Origin of the sequence: Microbispora rosea, assembly GCF_044460045.1 — a bacterium.
Taxonomy (GTDB): Bacteria; Actinomycetota; Actinomycetes; order Streptosporangiales; family Streptosporangiaceae; genus Microbispora; species Microbispora rosea.
In genome coordinates, this window is record NZ_JBITJO010000003.1 from 197,466 (window position 1) to 212,583 (window position 15,118).

12 protein-coding genes are annotated in these 15,118 nt (G+C 72.2%); 11 read left to right on the forward strand and 1 reads right to left on the reverse strand.

From position 1 onward, the window contains the following. Positions 1-25: 25 nt before the first annotated feature. From ACIBK1_RS13350 to ACIBK1_RS13365, 4 genes are read left to right on the forward strand one after another with little or no spacing between them, the layout of a single operon-like run. On the forward strand, positions 26-541 hold the full coding sequence (locus ACIBK1_RS13350; RefSeq protein WP_030507187.1) for a GNAT family N-acetyltransferase: 516 nt from the start codon (positions 26-28) through the stop codon (positions 539-541). A 37-nt stretch (positions 542-578) separates the two neighbouring features. After that, complete coding sequence (locus tag ACIBK1_RS13355; RefSeq protein WP_030507186.1) at positions 579-1,646, forward strand: glucose-1-phosphate thymidylyltransferase; 1,068 nt, start codon at positions 579-581, stop codon at positions 1,644-1,646. Then, a complete protein-coding gene (rfbB, locus tag ACIBK1_RS13360; protein WP_030507185.1) occupies positions 1,643-2,620 on the forward strand; it encodes a dTDP-glucose 4,6-dehydratase in 978 nt (325 codons plus the stop codon). The genes ACIBK1_RS13355 and rfbB overlap by 4 nt, the downstream gene beginning before the upstream one ends. A 39-nt stretch (positions 2,621-2,659) precedes the next feature. Beyond that, the gene (locus tag ACIBK1_RS13365; protein ID WP_030507184.1) at positions 2,660-3,916 is read left to right on the forward strand and encodes a nucleotide sugar dehydrogenase; all 1,257 of its coding nucleotides are present in this window, start codon (positions 2,660-2,662) and stop codon (positions 3,914-3,916) included. Positions 3,917-3,988: 72 nt separating this feature from the next. Here ACIBK1_RS13365 and ACIBK1_RS13370 read toward each other — a convergent pair whose 3' ends face one another. Beyond that, a complete protein-coding gene (locus ACIBK1_RS13370) occupies positions 3,989-4,804 on the reverse strand; it encodes a peptidoglycan recognition family protein (RefSeq protein ID WP_396734700.1) in 816 nt (271 codons plus the stop codon). 460 nt (positions 4,805-5,264) lie between these two features. Here ACIBK1_RS13370 and ACIBK1_RS13375 point away from each other — a divergent pair, with 460 nt between their 5' ends. From ACIBK1_RS13375 to ACIBK1_RS13405, 7 genes are all read left to right on the forward strand, one after another. Beyond that, positions 5,265-6,635, forward strand: a complete 1,371-nt coding sequence (locus ACIBK1_RS13375) for an MFS transporter (RefSeq protein ID WP_396724296.1) — start codon at positions 5,265-5,267, stop codon at positions 6,633-6,635. Between the two features lie 236 nt (positions 6,636-6,871). Beyond that, positions 6,872-8,959 carry a molybdopterin oxidoreductase family protein gene (locus ACIBK1_RS13380; protein ID WP_051761560.1) on the forward strand — a complete coding sequence of 696 codons (2,088 nt, stop codon included), beginning with the start codon at positions 6,872-6,874 and terminating at the stop codon, positions 8,957-8,959. After that, on the forward strand, positions 8,956-10,365 hold the full coding sequence (locus ACIBK1_RS13385; RefSeq protein WP_396734703.1) for an FAD-dependent oxidoreductase: 1,410 nt from the start codon (positions 8,956-8,958) through the stop codon (positions 10,363-10,365). Before ACIBK1_RS13380 ends, ACIBK1_RS13385 begins: the two co-directional genes overlap by 4 nt. 32 nt (positions 10,366-10,397) lie before the next feature. Further along, positions 10,398-12,851, forward strand: coding sequence for a nitrite reductase large subunit NirB (gene nirB, locus ACIBK1_RS13390; protein WP_396735992.1), 2,454 nt, complete (start codon positions 10,398-10,400; stop codon positions 12,849-12,851). Then, positions 12,848-13,204 carry a nitrite reductase small subunit NirD gene (gene nirD / locus ACIBK1_RS13395; RefSeq protein WP_030507178.1) on the forward strand — a complete coding sequence of 119 codons (357 nt, stop codon included), beginning with the start codon at positions 12,848-12,850 and terminating at the stop codon, positions 13,202-13,204. Before nirB ends, nirD begins: the two co-directional genes overlap by 4 nt. Next, on the forward strand, positions 13,201-14,364 hold the full coding sequence (locus ACIBK1_RS13400) for a uroporphyrinogen-III synthase (protein ID WP_081903411.1): 1,164 nt from the start codon (positions 13,201-13,203) through the stop codon (positions 14,362-14,364). The genes nirD and ACIBK1_RS13400 overlap by 4 nt, the downstream gene beginning before the upstream one ends. After that, on the forward strand, positions 14,361-15,101 hold the full coding sequence (locus ACIBK1_RS13405) for a sirohydrochlorin chelatase (protein ID WP_396724294.1): 741 nt from the start codon (positions 14,361-14,363) through the stop codon (positions 15,099-15,101). The genes ACIBK1_RS13400 and ACIBK1_RS13405 overlap by 4 nt, the downstream gene beginning before the upstream one ends. Positions 15,102-15,118 lie beyond the last annotated feature (17 nt).

A 15,118-nucleotide genomic window follows, 5' to 3' on the forward strand; every position in this document is an offset into this window, starting at 1 on the left:
TCCGCATGCCCGATGAGGGGAGATCATGGACGTCACATTGAGGCCGGTCCGCGAGGCGGACCTCGACGTTTTCGAAGCGGAGCGGGCGACGCCCGAGGCGCGGGGCGAATTCCAGTGGTACGGATATCGCCCCTCCGGCGCGCTGCGCCGTCAGTTCGCGGACAACGGCCTGCTCGGCGACGACTACGGACGGCTGACCATCGACTCCGGCGGGGACACCGCCGGATGGGTGGCCTGGTGGAAGATGTCCTGGGGACCCGAGACGACGTGCTGGTGCTGGACGATCGGAATCTGCGTCTTCACGGGCTTCCGCAACCGCGGCGTCGGCACCGAGGCCCAGCGCCTGCTGGCGGACTACCTGTTCGCGCACACCCGGGCCGAGCGCCTCCAGTGCTTCACCGACATGGCCAACATCGGCGAGCAGCGCGCGGTCGAGAAGATCGGGTTCGTGCGTGAGGGCGTCCTGCGGCGGGCCCAGTGGCGCGACGGCGGCTGGCACGACCAGGTCCTCTACTCGCTGCTCCGAGGTGAGTCGCGATGAGCCGCCCACCGGATATCGGGGAAGGACGCGAACAGCGGTGAAGGCACTCGTCCTGGCGGGGGGAAAGGGCACGCGGCTGCGCCCGCTGACCCACACCTCGGCCAAGCAACTCGTCCCCGTCGCCAACAAGCCGGTGCTCTTCTACGGGCTGGAGGCGATCAGGGACGCCGGCATCACCGACGTGGGGATCATCATCGGCGACACGGGCCGGGAGGTTCGCGAGGCCGTCGGCGACGGCTCGGCGTTCGGGCTCGACGTCACCTACATCCCCCAGGAGGAGCCGCTCGGGCTGGCGCACTGCGTCCTCGTCGCGCGGGAGTTCCTGGCCGGCGACCCGTTCGTCATGTACCTGGGCGACAACTTCCTGGTCGGCGGCATCCGCGGCCTCGTCGACGCCTTTCGCGCGGAGGAGTGCGACGCCCGCATCCTGCTCACCCGGGTGGCCGAGCCGCAGTTCTACGGCGTGGCCGAGCTCGGCCCGGACGGGGAGATCGTCGCGCTGGAGGAGAAGCCCGAGTATCCGCGCAGCGACCTGGCGATCGTCGGGGTCTACACGTTCTCGCCCGCGATCCACGAGGCCGTGCGCGCGATCAGGCCGTCCGCGCGGGGCGAGCTGGAGATCACCGACGCGATCAAGTGGCTCATCGACAGCGGACACCGCGTGCGGTCGCACTTCGTCACCGGCTACTGGCGCGACACCGGCCGGCTGCAGGACATGCTGGAGTGCAACCGCATCGTGCTGGAGGCGGTCGAGCCCGACGTCGCGGGGACCGTGGACGGGCTGTCGGAGGTGAGCGGGCGCGTGGTCATCGCCCCCGGCGCCGTCGTGGAGGGCTCGGTCATCCGCGGCCCGGTGGTGATCGGCGCCGACACCAAGATCATCGGCTCGTACGTCGGGCCGTACACCTCGATCGGTGAGGGCTGCGTGATCGAGGACGCCGAGGTGGACTACAGCATCGTGCTCGCCGACTCGGCCATCCGGGGCGTGCGCGGCATGACCCACTCGCTGATCGGCCGCAACGCGGAGGTCACGAAGGCGACCGGGGTGCCCAACGCCTATCAGCTCATGATCGGAGACCACAGCAAGGTGCAGGTGCGCGCGTGAAGATGCTCGTCGCCGGCGCGGCCGGCTTCATCGGCTCCCACTACGTCCGCTCGCTGCTGTCGGGCGCCTATCCCGGGTACGAGGACGCCCGGGTCACGGTGCTGGACACGCTCACCTACGCCGGCAACCCGGCCAACCTCGCCCCTGTGGAGAACAGCCCCGCCTTCACGTTCGCGTACGGCGACGTGTGCGACGCGGAGCTGCTGAGCGAGCTGGTGCCCGGGCACGACGTGGTCGTGAACTTCGCCGCCGAGACGCACGTCGACCGGTCGATCACCGGCGCGGGCGACTTCGTGACGACCAACGTCCTGGGCACGCAGCGGCTGCTGCAGGCCGCCCTGGAGGCGGACGTCCGCACGTTCGTCCAGGTGTCCACCGACGAGGTGTACGGCTCGATCGACGCGGGGACCTGGACGGAGGCGGAGCCGCTGCTGCCGAACTCGCCCTACTCGGCGGCCAAGGCCGGGGCCGACCTGCTCTGCCGCGCCTACCACCGCACGTACGGACTGGACGTCCGGGTGACCCGGTGCTCCAACAACTACGGGCCGTACCAGTACCCGGAGAAGGTCGTCCCGCTGTTCGTCACGAACCTGATCGACGGGCGGCCCGTGCCCCTCTACGGCGACGGCCGCAACGTGCGGGAGTGGCTGCACGTGGACGACCACTGCCGGGGCATCCAGCTCGTGCTGGACAAGGGGGAGCCCGGCGAGGTCTACAACATCGGCGGCGGGGTCGAGCTGAGCAACATCGACCTCACCCGCCGCATCCTCGACGCCTTCGGCGCGGGATGGGAGATGGTCGAACAGGTGCCCGACAGGCCCGGGCACGACCGGCGCTACGCGCTGGACAGCGGCAAGATCAGGGCGATCGGCTACGAGCCCCGGGTGGACTTCGACGAGGGGCTCGCGGACGTCGTGCGCTGGTATCGGGACCACCAGGACTGGTGGCGCCCGCTTCTGAACCGCCGCGGCTGAGACCGCCTGTTTGTGACAGACAAGGGACGGGGGTCCTTGATGGAGAAACTGGTCGTGGTCGGGCAGGGGTACGTCGGCCTGCCGCTGGCCGTCCGCGCGGTGCACGCCGGATTCGACGTGGTGGGCGTCGAGGTGGACGAGTGGCGGGTCAAGCGGCTCAACGCCGCGCAGTCATACGTCGAGGACGTCGGAGACGACGCGCTCGCCGCCGCGCACGCGACGGGCCGCTACCGGGCCAGCGCGGACTACGCCGACGCCGAGGGCTTCGACGTCTGCGTGATCACCGTGCCGACGCCGCTTACCGACGGCGTGCCCGACCTCAGCCACATCGCGGCGGCCGGCCGGTCGCTCGCCCCGCGCCTGCGGCCGGGCGCGACCGTGGTGCTGGAGTCGACCACCTATCCGGGGACGACGGAGGAGTACCTGCGCCCGATTCTGGAGGAGGGATCGGGCCTGCGCGCCCCGGGTGACTTCCACCTCGGCTACAGCCCCGAGCGGATCGACCCCGGCAACGCGCGGTGGCGCCTGGAGAACACGCCGAAGGTCGTGTCCGGTCTCGACGACGCCGCCCTCGCGCGGGTCCGCGCCTTCTACGAGGCCGTCGTCGAGCGGGTCGTCCCCGTGTCCTCGCCGCAGGTGGCCGAGCTGTGCAAGCTCCTGGAGAACACCTTCAGGCACGTCAACATCGCCCTGGTCAACGAGCTTTCGATCTTCGCCGGGCAGCTCGGCATCGACGTCTGGGAGGCCATCGACGCCGCCTCGACCAAGCCGTTCGGCTACATGCGCTTCACTCCCGGGCCCGGCGTCGGCGGTCACTGCCTGCCGATCGACCCGTCGTACCTGTCCTGGAAGGTCAAGCGCAGCCTGGGGCACAACTTCCGGTTCGTGGAGCTGGCCAACGACGTCAACGACCACATGCCCGCGCATGTCGTCGACCGGCTGGTGCTGGCACTGAACGACCGGCGCAAGGCCCTGAACGGCAGCCGGGTGCTCCTGCTCGGCCTGTCGTACAAGAAGAACACCGGCGACTGCCGCGAGTCCCCGGCGATCGAGGTGGCCAGGCACCTGCGCAAGCTGGGCGCGGACGTGCACGCGGCCGACCCGCACGTCGACCTCGCCCTCGTGCCCGAGGGGGTGGCGATCGCCGAGGCGTCGCCGCGGGAGATCGCGGCGGCCGACGCCGTCGTGGTCCTCACCGACCACGACTGCTTCGACTACGCCCTCGTCCAGCGCGAGAGCGCCTTCGTGTTCGACACGCGCAATCGCTGCCGGGGGCCGAACGTCGAGCGGATCTGATGAGAAGCGCCAGTCAGCCGCGAAAGCGCCACTCGGGCGGTTCCCTTTCTGAGGGGACCGCCCGTGGCCGTCTCAGTGGGACAGGTCGTGCGGGCCCACGGCGGGACCGTGCTCCAGTGGCAGGTCGCCGATGAGCGCGGGCCTCTGTTCCGGATCGCCGGGCAGCGCGAGCCGCGGAGGCGGGGGCTCGTCCCGCCCGGCCCCGCGCCCGCCCAGGCGGCGCGCGACGTCGTCCCGCAACCGGGGCAGGTACGCGTAGAGGCGGTCGCCCGGGCAGGCGGTCCTGTTGAGGTCGCGGTGGCCGATGATGGCCTCGTGCGGGTCGAGCGCGTAGACGTCGCACAGCCAGGCCAGCAGGGCGGTGAGCGCGGACAGCTGGCGGTCCGGGGGCAGGGAGGAGGTGTAGGTCCCCTCGGTCTCGATGCCCAGAGTGTGGTCGTTGTGGTCGGCCGCCTGCGCGCCCATCACGTGCTTGCCCGACTCGACGGCCGGCAGCGAGCGGTTGCGGCCCTCCATGACGTATCCGCCCCGGCTGACGGTGAACTGCTCGCCGATGTCCTCCCAGCCGTTGTGCTTCATGTGGTAGCGCTGGATCGTCCGGGACAGCCGGAAGGCGGCGTCGAGGTCGGTCGGGCCCGTGTTCGCCGTCGCCGTGTGGTGGACGACGAGCCGGTCGGGCGCGTGGTCGAGCACCTCGGCCTTGCTCCTGGGCGGATCGGCCTTCCAGTCCGACCGGGTGTACACGCGCGGCTGCCGCGGGCGGTTCCCGGCAAAGACGGGCGTGGCCGCCGCGACGAGCCCGCTCTGCACCGTCAGCATCGCCGCCGGCAGGCACGCCGACCAGCGGACCCCCGTCGAAAGAAACGCGCGGCGCGAGACCGCAGACATCCGTCCTCCCCGAGTGCGCGGGGCCCTCGGGGGCCCTCGTCCGGCGGGAGGCGGCATCGATATCCCCCCTCCCCGCCGCGGATATTCCTGCGAGCGAAAACCGGTCACATGTCAACCGAAATGTCTGGGCCATGCCGCAGTGGAAAATGCCGTAGTCCGGTCACGGAATGGCACTACCGCGATCGCGGGAATTTCCTGAAATACCCCGCGTACGGGTCGCGGCCCGTGTGCTGACCATGAGTGATGGCGGCGGGCCGGGCGGGGGTCACGCGGACGAAACAGGGGCTACACGAGAGGCGGGCCCGTGTTAACCCGATGTTGCGTCCGTTATGCCTGTGGATTGCATGTTTCGCGGGTGCGGCACATGTAACGGCCGCACGGTCACGCATGGTCAAAGTGCGTAACGCGCTCTTCCTAGCTTCGGTTACCGGCCCCAGCCGATAAGGACGCAGGAGGAGCGATGACGGCGACGCAGGCGGCACGCACGGCCCCGGAAGAACCCAGGAAGGGCCGCTGGATCGGTGACTGGCGACCGGACGATCCCGCGTTCTGGGAGAGCACCGGCAAGAAGGTGGCCCGGCGGAACCTGGTGTTCTCGATCCTGGCCGAGCATCTGGGTTTCACACTGTGGACCGTCTGGAGCATCGTCGCGGTCAAGCTCGGCGCCTACAAGTTCTCCACCGACCAGCTCTTCTGGATCGTCTCGCTGCCCAACCTCGTGGGCTCGACGCTGCGCATCCCCTACACCTTCGCGCCCGCGCGGTTCGGCGGCCGGAACTGGACGGTGGTCAGCGCGCTGCTGCTGCTGGTGCCCGCAGTCCTACTTGCGGTGGCGGTGAACGACCCGGGCACGCCCTACTGGGCCTTCCTGGTGATCGCGGCGACGGCCGGGCTCGGCGGCGGCAACTTCGCCTCCAGCATGGCCAACATCACCTACTTCTACCCGCAGAACAGGCAGGGCGCCGCCCTCGGCCTGAACGCCGCCGGCGGCAACATCGGCGTCAGCTCCGTGCAGTTGCTGATACCGCTGGTCATCGCGGGGTTCGGGCTGGCCGCGGCCGGGTTGTTCTGGGTGCCCTTCGTCCTGGCGGCCGCAGCCGGGGCGTACTTCTGCATGGACAACCTCACCTCCGCCAAGGCGGAGCCGAGGGAGATGGCCAAGGCCGCCGGCCGGGCGCAGACGTGGATCATGTCGGTCCTCTACATCGGCACGTTCGGCTCGTTCATCGGCTACTCGACCGCGTTCCCGCTGCTCATCAAGTCGCAGTTCCCCGAGCAGGCCGCGCTGACCTCGCTCGCGTTCCTCGGCCCGCTGGTCGGCTCGCTCATCCGGCCGGTCGGCGGCTGGCTGTCGGACCGCCTCGGCGGCGCCTCGGTGACGTTCTGGAACTTCGGCGCGATGACCGTCTCGGTCCTGCTCGTCTGGCAGGCCATGTCGGCGCACAGCTTCCCGCTGTTCTTCGCGGCCTTCATGCTGCTGATCGGCACCGCGGGCGTCGGCAACGGCTCCACCTACCGGATGATCCCGGCGATCTTCCGGGCCAAGGCGGTGGCCGGCGTCGAGCCCGGCACCCCCGCGTACGAGGAGGCGCTGGCGACCGGCAAGCGTGACGCCTCGGCGGCCATCGGGTTCATCTCCGCGGTGGGCGCCTTCGGCGGATTCTTCATCAACCGCGGGTTCGGCAGCTCCATCTCCGCGACCGGCGGCGCGGGGGCGGCGCTGGCGGCCTTCGCCGCCTTCTACGTCGTCTGCTTCGCGCTCACCTGGTTCTGCTACATGCGCACCCTCGGAGCGAAGTCGGCGCCGAGCCTGGCGGCCGCCCGGGTCTGAGACGCGGCCACTCGCGGGCGCCCGCGCGGCGCCCGCCTTTTCCGGGCTCATGCCTCACAAGCGGCGACAGCACAAGTGAGCTTTCGAGACGACGGGGTCTCTCACACGCCGCGCTCGCCGAAGTTAGCGCGGTTGGCGCCTTGTAGCACAGCGGTAACAGAAGGGACCCAGCGGTGAAACCGCCTGTCAGCACCATCGGATCCATGCCGATCTCACTGCACGCTCCCGGTCCTGTGATGTCACAGGCCACCGCGGGCACGACCGTGGGCTCGGCCACCCACTGCCCGTACTGCGCGCTCCAGTGCGGCATGTACGTGGCGAAGGGTGAGATCACCCCGCGGGAGGACATCCCGGCCAACGCCGGCGGCCTGTGCCAGAAGGGCTGGACGGCGGCGGAACTGCTCACCTCGCCGGAACGGCTCACCACCCCGCTGCTGCACGGCAGCCCGGTGAGCTGGGACGAGGCGCTCGACTACGTCGCCGCCCGGATCGAGGCCATCAGGGCCGCGCACGGGCCGGACGCCGTGGCGGTGTTCGGCGGCGGCGGGCTGACCAACGAGAAGGCCTACCAGCTCGGCAAGTTCGCCAGGGTCGCGCTGCGCACCAGCCAGATCGACTACAACGGCAGGTTCTGCATGTCCTCGGCGGCGGCCGCGGTCAACCGGGCCTTCGGCATGGACCGGGGACTGCCGTTCCCCATCACCGACATCGCCCGCGCGGACGCCGTCCTGTTCGCCGGGGGCAACGTCGCCGAGACCATGCCCCCCTTCGTGCGCCACCTGAGCGCCATGCGGTCCGGGGGCGGCCGGCTCGTCGTCGTCGACCCGCGCGTCACCCAGACCGCCAAGTCGGCCGACCTGCACCTGCAGGTCACCCCGGGCACCGACCTCGCGCTCGCGCTCGGTCTGCTGCACATCGCGATCGCCGACGGGTACGCCGACCTGGACTACCTGGCCGCCCGCACGACCGGCTTCGAGGAGGTGCGCACCTCCGTGTCGGCCTGGTGGCCCGAGCGGGTGGAGCGCGTCACCGGCGTCCCGGTCGCGCAGATGCGCGAGGCCGTACGGATCCTCGGCGAGGCGGAGCGCGCGATGGTGCTGACCGGCCGGGGCGCCGAGCAGCACGCCAAGGGCACCGACACGGTCACGGCGTTCGTCAACCTGGCGCTCACACTCGGGCTGCCCGGCCGTGAGGGCTCCGGCTACGGCTGCGTGACGGGCCAGGGCAACGGCCAGGGCGGCAGGGAGCACGGCCAGAAGGCCGACCAGCTCCCCGGCTACCGCAAGATCGACGACCCGGCGGCGCGGGCGCACGTCGCGGCCGTCTGGGGGATCGACCCCGCCGACCTGCCCGGTCCCGGCCGGTCGGCGTACGAGCTGCTGGACGCGCTCGGGACGCCGGAGGGACCGAGGGCGCTGCTGCTGTTCGGCTCCAACCCCGTCGTCTCCGCGCCGCGCGCCGGGCACGTCGCCCGGCGGCTGGACGCGCTCGACCTGCTCGTGGTCTCCGACTTCGTGCTGTCGGAGACGGCGGCCATGGCGGACGTCGTGCTGCCCACGACCCAGTGGGCCGAGGAGGCGGGCACGATGACCAACCTGGAGGGCCGGGTCCTGCTGCGCCGCCAGGCCGCCGCGCCCCCGCCGGACGCGCGCAGCGACCTGGAGATCCTGCGGGGCCTCGCCGAGCGGCTCGGCTGCGGCGAGAAGTTCCCCGCCGACCCGCGCACCGTCTTCGACGAGCTGCGCCGGGCCTCCGCCGGGGGCGTCGCCGACTACTCCGGCATCACCTACGAGCGGATCGCGGCCGAGACCGGCGTGTTCTGGCCGTGTCCCGAGACGGCGGACGACCCGCACCCCGGAACCCCGCGGCCCTTCCTCGACCGCTTCGCGACGCCGGACGGCCGGGCCCGCCTGGTGCCGGTGGAGCACCGCCCGCCCGCCGAGGACGTCGACGAGGAGTTCCCGCTCTACCTGACGTCGGGGCGGGTGCTCGCCCACTACCAGTCGGGGGCGCAGACGCGCCGCATCCGCCCGCTCACCAAGGCGTCGCCCGAGGTGTTCGTGGAGCTGCACCCGGACCTCGCCGAGCGGCTGGGCGTCGCAACCGGCGACCGCGTCCGGGTGCGCAGCCGCCGGGGCGCCGCCGAGGTCGCGGCCCGCGTGAACGCCTCGATCCGGCCGGACACGCTGTTCATGCCGTTCCACTGGGAGGGAGTCAACCTGCTCACCAACCCGGCGCTCGACCCGACGTCGCGGATGCCGGAGTTCAAGGTCTGCGCCGCCGCCATCGAGCGGTGCGCCGAAGACGGGGAGCGTGTCGCGTGAGGCTTGTCGTGGTGGGGAACGGGATGGCGGGCTCGCGCCTGGTGAGCGAGGTCCGCGCCCGGGACAAGGACGCGAAGATCACGGTGTTCGGCGCCGAGACGTGGCAGCCGTACAACCGGGTCCTGCTGTCGAACGTGGTGGCCGGCACGTCGAGCCCGGACCAGGTCCGGCTGCTGGACTCCCGCTGGTACGCCGACCACGGCGTGACCGCCCGCATCGGCGTCGCGGTCACCGCCATCGACAGGGACTGCCAGACGGTGGTCGCCGCCGACGGGACGCGCGAGCCGTACGACGTGCTCGTGCTCGCCACCGGCAGCGAGCCGGTCGTCCCGCCGATCCCCGGCGTGGAGCGGGCGACGGCGTTCCGCACGCTGGACGACTGCGAGCGGATCAGGGAGGCCGCCGTGAGCGCGCGCAGCGCGGTCGTGGTCGGCGGCGGGCTGCTCGGCATCGAGGCCGCGCGGGGCCTGGCCGGGCGGGGCGTCCCGGTGACGCTGCTGCACCTGGCCGGCCACCTGATGGAGCGCCAGCTCGACGAGGAGGCCGGGCTCATCCTCCGCGAGACGCTCGGCGCGCTCGGCGTCGCCATCCGCACGGGCGTCACCGTGAGCGCGATCCGCGAGCGGCACGTGGAACTGTCCGGCGGCGAGCTGATCGACGCCGACCTGGTCGTGCTGGCCTGCGGCGTACGCCCGGTCGTCGGGATCGCCCGCGACGCGGGGCTGGAGGTCGAGCGCGGCGTCGTCGTGGACGACGAGCTGCGCACCGACGACCCGTCGATCTTCGCGATCGGGGAGTGCGCCCAGCACGCGGGCCTGGTCTACGGGCTGGTCGCCCCTGGTTGGGAACAGGCGTCGGTCGTGGCCGACCTCGTCACCGGCGCCGACAAGGGCGCGCGCTACCGGGGCTCGCGGCTGGTCACCCGGCTGAAGGCCAGGAGCGTGGAGCTCGCGGCGATGGGGGAGACCCAGCTGACGGAGGACGAGGCGGAGATCGTCCGCTTCTCCCACCGGCACAAGGGCACCTACCGCAAACTCGTCATCCGCGAAGGCCGGCTCGTCGGCGCGATCCTGCTGGGCGAGACCTCCGCGGTGGGCACGCTGACCCAGCTCTTCGACCGGGGAGGTCCCCTGCCCGGCGACCGCACCGGGCTGCTGTTCCCCGATCTCGCGGGCATGGGCGGCGCGGCGGTGGCCGACAGCCCCACCCGGATGCCGGACTCGGCCCGGGTCTGCCAGTGCAACAACGTGACGAAGGGTCAGATCAGAGCGTGCTGGGAGTCCGGCGCGCGGAACGTGGAGGCCGTGGCCGCCGCGACGAGGGCCACCACCGGCTGCGGCAGCTGCCGCGACGCGGTCGAGGGCATCGTCGGCTGGCTGTGTGAGCAGGAAGGCGTGAGCGCATGAAGGACCGTGAGCGCATGGAGGACCGTAAGGGCATGAGACTCGTCGTCGTAGGACACGGCCCGACGGCGCACCGCCTGATCGAGACGCTCTCCGGCCGGGGCTTCGGCGGGACGGTCACCGTTTTCGGCGAGGAGCCCCGCCCGGCCTACGACCGGGTGGCGCTCACCTCCTACCTCAGCGGCAGGAGCGTCGAGGACCTCACCTACCCGGTGCCGGACGGCGTCACGCTCAGGACCGGCGTCCGGGTCACCGCGATCGACCGCGCGAACCGCACCGTCACCACCGACGCCGGCGACAGCGAGCCGTACGACGTGCTGGTGCTGGCCACCGGGTCGGCGCCGTTCGTGCCGCCGGTGCCGGGCCGGGACCTGCCGGGCTGCTTCGTGTACCGGACGATCGACGACCTGGACGCCATCAGGGACGCGTCGCGGGACGCTCGCGCGGGCGTGGTCATCGGCGGCGGCCTGCTCGGCCTGGAGGCGGCCGACGCTCTGCGCGGGCTCGGCCTCGACACCCACGTCATCGAGATGAGCGGCTGGCTCATGCCGCGCCAGGTGGACGAGGGCGGCGGCTCGGTGCTGCGCGGGCACATCGAGGGGCTCGGGCTGACGATCCACACGGGCGCGGGCGTGCGGTCGATCGAGGCCGGCCAGGACGGCCAAGTCACGGCGCTCGTGAAACCCGACGGCGAGGCGATCGAGGCGCAGATCGTGGTCTTCTCGGCCGGCATCCGGCCGCGCGACGAGCTCGCCCGCGCCTGCGGCCTGGAGGTCGGCGAGCGCGGCGGCATCGTGGTCGACGAGGGCATGCGCACCTCCGACGAGCACATCTACGCGATCGGCGAGTGCGCGCTCGCCGGGGGCATGGTCTACGGCCTCGTCGGGCCCTGCAACACCCAGGCGGAGGTGGCCGCCGAACGGATCCTCGACGGGCAGGCCGCCTTCACCGGCGCCGACATGTCCACCAAGCTCAAGCTGCTGGGCGTGGAGGTGGCCCAGTTCGGCGCCATGTCGGGCGCGCTCGACGTCACCTACATGGACCCCGTCGGCGGCGTCTACAAGCGGCTGTTCATCAGCGACGACGCCAAGACCCTGCTCGGCGGCATCTGCGTCGGCGACGCCGCGCCGTACAACGCGCTGCGGCCGTTCGTCGGCAAGCCGCTGCCCAGCGCGCCAAGCGACCTGCTGTTCGCCGGCGCGGGCAAGGCGTCGATCGACCTGCCCGACGACGCGCAGGTCTGCTCCTGCAACAACGTCACCAAGGGAAAGATCTGCGCGGCCATCGCCGACAAGGGCCTGACCGACGTGCAGGGCGTCAAGGACTGCACCCGGGCCGGCACCACCTGCGGAAGCTGTGTGCCGATGCTCAAGCAGATCCTGGTGAAGTCCGGCGTCGACGTCGGCAAGGCGCTGTGCGAGCACTTCACGCACAGCAGGGCCGAGCTGTTCGACATCGTCAACGTCCGGGGGATCACCACGTTCTCCCAGCTCATCGCCGAGCACGGAACCGGCCGCGGCTGCGACATCTGTAAGCCGGCGGTCGCCTCGATCCTCGCCTCCCTCGGCCGCGGCCACATCCTCGACGGCGAGCAGGCCGCGCTGCAGGACACCAACGACCAGTTCCTGGCCAACATCCAGAAGAACGGCACGTACTCGGTCGTCCCCCGCATTCCGGGCGGGGAGATCACCCCGGACAAACTCATCGTCATCGGCGAGGTGGCCCGCGACTTCGGGCTCTACACGAAGATCACCGGAGCGCAGCGCATCGACCTGCTCGGGGCCCGGGTCGAGCAGCTGCCCTCCATCTGGCGCCGCCTCGTCGATGCCGGCTTCGAGTCCGGCCACGCGTACGGCAAGGCGCTGCGGACGGTGAAGTCGTGCGTCGGGTCCACCTGGTGCCGCTACGGCGTGCAGGACTCGGTGGGCATGGCCATCGCCCTGGAGTTGCGCTACCGGGGGCTGCGCTCGCCGCACAAGCTCAAGTCGGCCGTCTCCGGCTGCGCCAGGGAGTGCGCCGAGGCCAGGTCGAAGGACTTCGGCGTCATCGCGACCGAGCAGGGCTGGAACCTCTACGTGGGCGGCAACGGCGGCTTCAAGCCCCGTCACGCCGACCTGCTCGCGTCCGACCTGTCCACCGACGACCTGGTCAGGACGATCGACAGATTCCTGATGTTCTACATCAGGACCGCCGACCGGCTCCAGCGCACCGCCGCCTGGCTGGAGAACCTGGACGGCGGGCTCGACTACCTCCGTGAGGTGATCATGGAGGACTCGCTCGGCATCTGCGCCGAACTCGACGCGCAGATGGAACGGCACGTGTCCACATACGCCGACGAGTGGCGCGCCACCATCGAGGACCCCGACAAACTGCGCCGCTTCGTCAGCTTCGTCAACGCCCCCGGCGTTCCCGACCCCTCGATCTCCTTCGAGACCGAGCGCGACCAGATCAAACCGGTGCTGATTCCACTGGAGGTGACCCGCAGATGACCATCCTCGACGAGATGCCGGCCCTTGCCGGCCAATGGACCCCGGTCTGCACCTACACCGACCTGCTGCCCGAGCGGGGTGCGGCGGTGCTCGTGGGCGACCGCCAGGTGGCGGTCTTCCGCACCTTCGACGGCGCCCTGTACGCCCTGGACAACCTCGACCCGTTCAGCGGGGCGTACGTGATGTCCAGGGGCATCGTCGGCACCAGGAACGGCGAGCCGACCGTGGCCTCGCCCATGCACAAGCAGGTGTTCTCGCTGGCGACCGGCGTGTGCGCGGACGACACCGGCGTAGCCCTGCCGACCTATCCCGTTCGGGTCACCGACGGAACCGTGGAGGTGAGCGTGGTATGACCGCGCTGGTGGACGAGACCCCGATGAGCCTGGAGACGGCGCCGGACGCGCTGGCCGGGTTCACGATCGGGGTGACGGCGACCCGCCGCAGCGAGGAGCTGGCCGCGCTCCTCGAACGGCGGGGCGCCCGGGTCGTGCGGGCGCCCGCGATCCGCATCGTGCCGCTCGCGGAGGACGCCGGGCTGCTCGCCGCGACCCGGGCCTGTCTGGAGGCGCCCGTCGACGACGTGGTCATCACCACGGGGGTGGGGTTCCGCGGGTGGATGGCGGCGGCGGAGGGCTGGGGCCTGTCCGCCGACCTGAACGCGCACCTGGGCGGCGCGCGGCTGCTCGCCCGCGGCCCCAAGGCGCGCGGGGCCGTCCGCGCGGCCGGCCTGGTGGACTTCTGGACGCCGGCCACGGAGTCGTGCGAGGAGGTCAAGGAGTACCTGCTCGCGCAGGACCTGCACGGCCGCCGCATCGCCGTGCAGTTGCACGGCGAGCCGCTGGACAGCTTCGTCGCGTCGCTGCGGGAGGCGGGCGCGGAGGTGATCGAGGTGCCGGTCTACCGGTGGCTGCCCTACCGCGACACCTCGCCGCTGCGCCGCCTGATCAGTCAGGCGATCACCGGCTCGGTGGACGCGGTGGCCTTCACCAGCGCGCCCGCCGTGCTGGCCATGCTGGGCGCCGCCCGCGCCGACGGGCTGGAGGACGCGCTGCTCGCCGCGTTCGGCAGCCGCGTGGTGGCGGCCTGCGTCGGCCCGGTCACGGCCGGGCCGCTGACCCAGCGCGGCGTGCGGGCCGTCCAGCCCGAGCGGGCCCGCCTCGGCGCGCTCGCCCGGACCCTCGCCCGTCACCTGCCCGAAAGCGGCGTCACGCGGCTCGTCGCGGGCGGGCACGAGCTGGAGATCCGCGGTCACGCCGTGGTGGTCGACGGCGAGCTCAAGCCGCTGCCGCCCGCCCCGATGGCCGTGCTGAAGCGGCTCGCCGAGCGCCCCGGGCACGTCGTGAACCGGGCCGACCTGCGGGTCGTGCTGCCCGGCGGCCCCTCCCGCGACTCGGCCGAGCACGCGGTGGAGATGGCGATCACCCGGCTGCGCCGGGCGCTCGGTCCCTCGGGCATCGTCGAGACCGTCGTCAAGCGCGGCTACCGCCTCGCCTGCGGCAGGGACGAGCGATGACCCCGACCCTGGTGATGGCGGCGCACGGGGCACGCAGCGGCCACTGGGAGTCGGTCATGGACTCCCTGGCGGCCCGCGTGCGCCGCGCCAGGCCGGGCGCGCCGGTCGAGCTGGGGTTCCTGGAGATCAGCGCGCCGCTGCTGTCCGACGTGCTGTCGCGGGTGGCCGGGCCGGTCGTGGTGGTCCCGATGCTGCTCGCCGGGGGATACCACGCGCACATCGACCTGCCGGCCGTCGTCGCCCGCACCCGGCCCGACGCGCTCGTCGCCGGGCAGCTCGGGCCGCACCGGCTGCTGACCTCGGTGCTGGCGCGCCGCCTGGCCGCGGCCGGCCTGCGGCCCTGCGACGCCGTGATCCTGGGCGCGGCCGGCTCGTCCGACCCCGCCGCCCTCGACGACGTCCGCGCCGCCGCCCGGCTGCTGTCCGTACGGCTCTCGCGTCCGGTCACGGCCGCGTTCGCCTCGGCCGGGACGCCCACGCTCGCCCAGGCGCTCGAGCGCACCAGAGCCGGCCTCGCCCCGCGCGTCGCCGTCGCCTCCTACCTGCTCGCGCCCGGGTTCTTCCACGACCGGCTGGTGAGCAGCGGCGCCGACCTGGTCAGCCCGCCCCTCGGCGTGGACGACGACCTGGCCGCCCTCGTCTGGGCCCGCTTCGACGAGGCCCTCGCCCGGCGCCGCCCGGCCGGCGCGCCCGGCGCGCCCGCCCGCGCGCCGTTCGCCACCGGCACTCCGGCCTGAGCGGACCGCGTCCGCGC

What these genes read in the sequence shown, in the direction of transcription:
- ACIBK1_RS13380 (WP_051761560.1), top strand. Translation starts at nt 6,872, where the DNA reads ATGTCACAGGCCACCGCGGGCACGACCGTGGGCTCGGCCACCCACTGC.
- ACIBK1_RS13405 (WP_396724294.1), top strand. Translation starts at nt 14,361, where the DNA reads ATGACCCCGACCCTGGTGATGGCGGCGCACGGGGCACGCAGCGGCCAC.
- nirD (WP_030507178.1), top strand. Translation starts at nt 12,848, where the DNA reads ATGACCATCCTCGACGAGATGCCGGCCCTTGCCGGCCAATGGACCCCG.
- nirB (WP_396735992.1), top strand. Translation starts at nt 10,398, where the DNA reads ATGAGACTCGTCGTCGTAGGACACGGCCCGACGGCGCACCGCCTGATC.
- ACIBK1_RS13350 (WP_030507187.1), top strand. Translation starts at nt 26, where the DNA reads ATGGACGTCACATTGAGGCCGGTCCGCGAGGCGGACCTCGACGTTTTC.
- ACIBK1_RS13370 (WP_396734700.1), bottom strand. Translation starts at nt 4,804, where the DNA reads ATGTCTGCGGTCTCGCGCCGCGCGTTTCTTTCGACGGGGGTCCGCTGG.
- ACIBK1_RS13365 (WP_030507184.1), top strand. Translation starts at nt 2,660, where the DNA reads ATGGAGAAACTGGTCGTGGTCGGGCAGGGGTACGTCGGCCTGCCGCTG.
- ACIBK1_RS13375 (WP_396724296.1), top strand. Translation starts at nt 5,265, where the DNA reads ATGACGGCGACGCAGGCGGCACGCACGGCCCCGGAAGAACCCAGGAAG.
- ACIBK1_RS13400 (WP_081903411.1), top strand. Translation starts at nt 13,201, where the DNA reads ATGACCGCGCTGGTGGACGAGACCCCGATGAGCCTGGAGACGGCGCCG.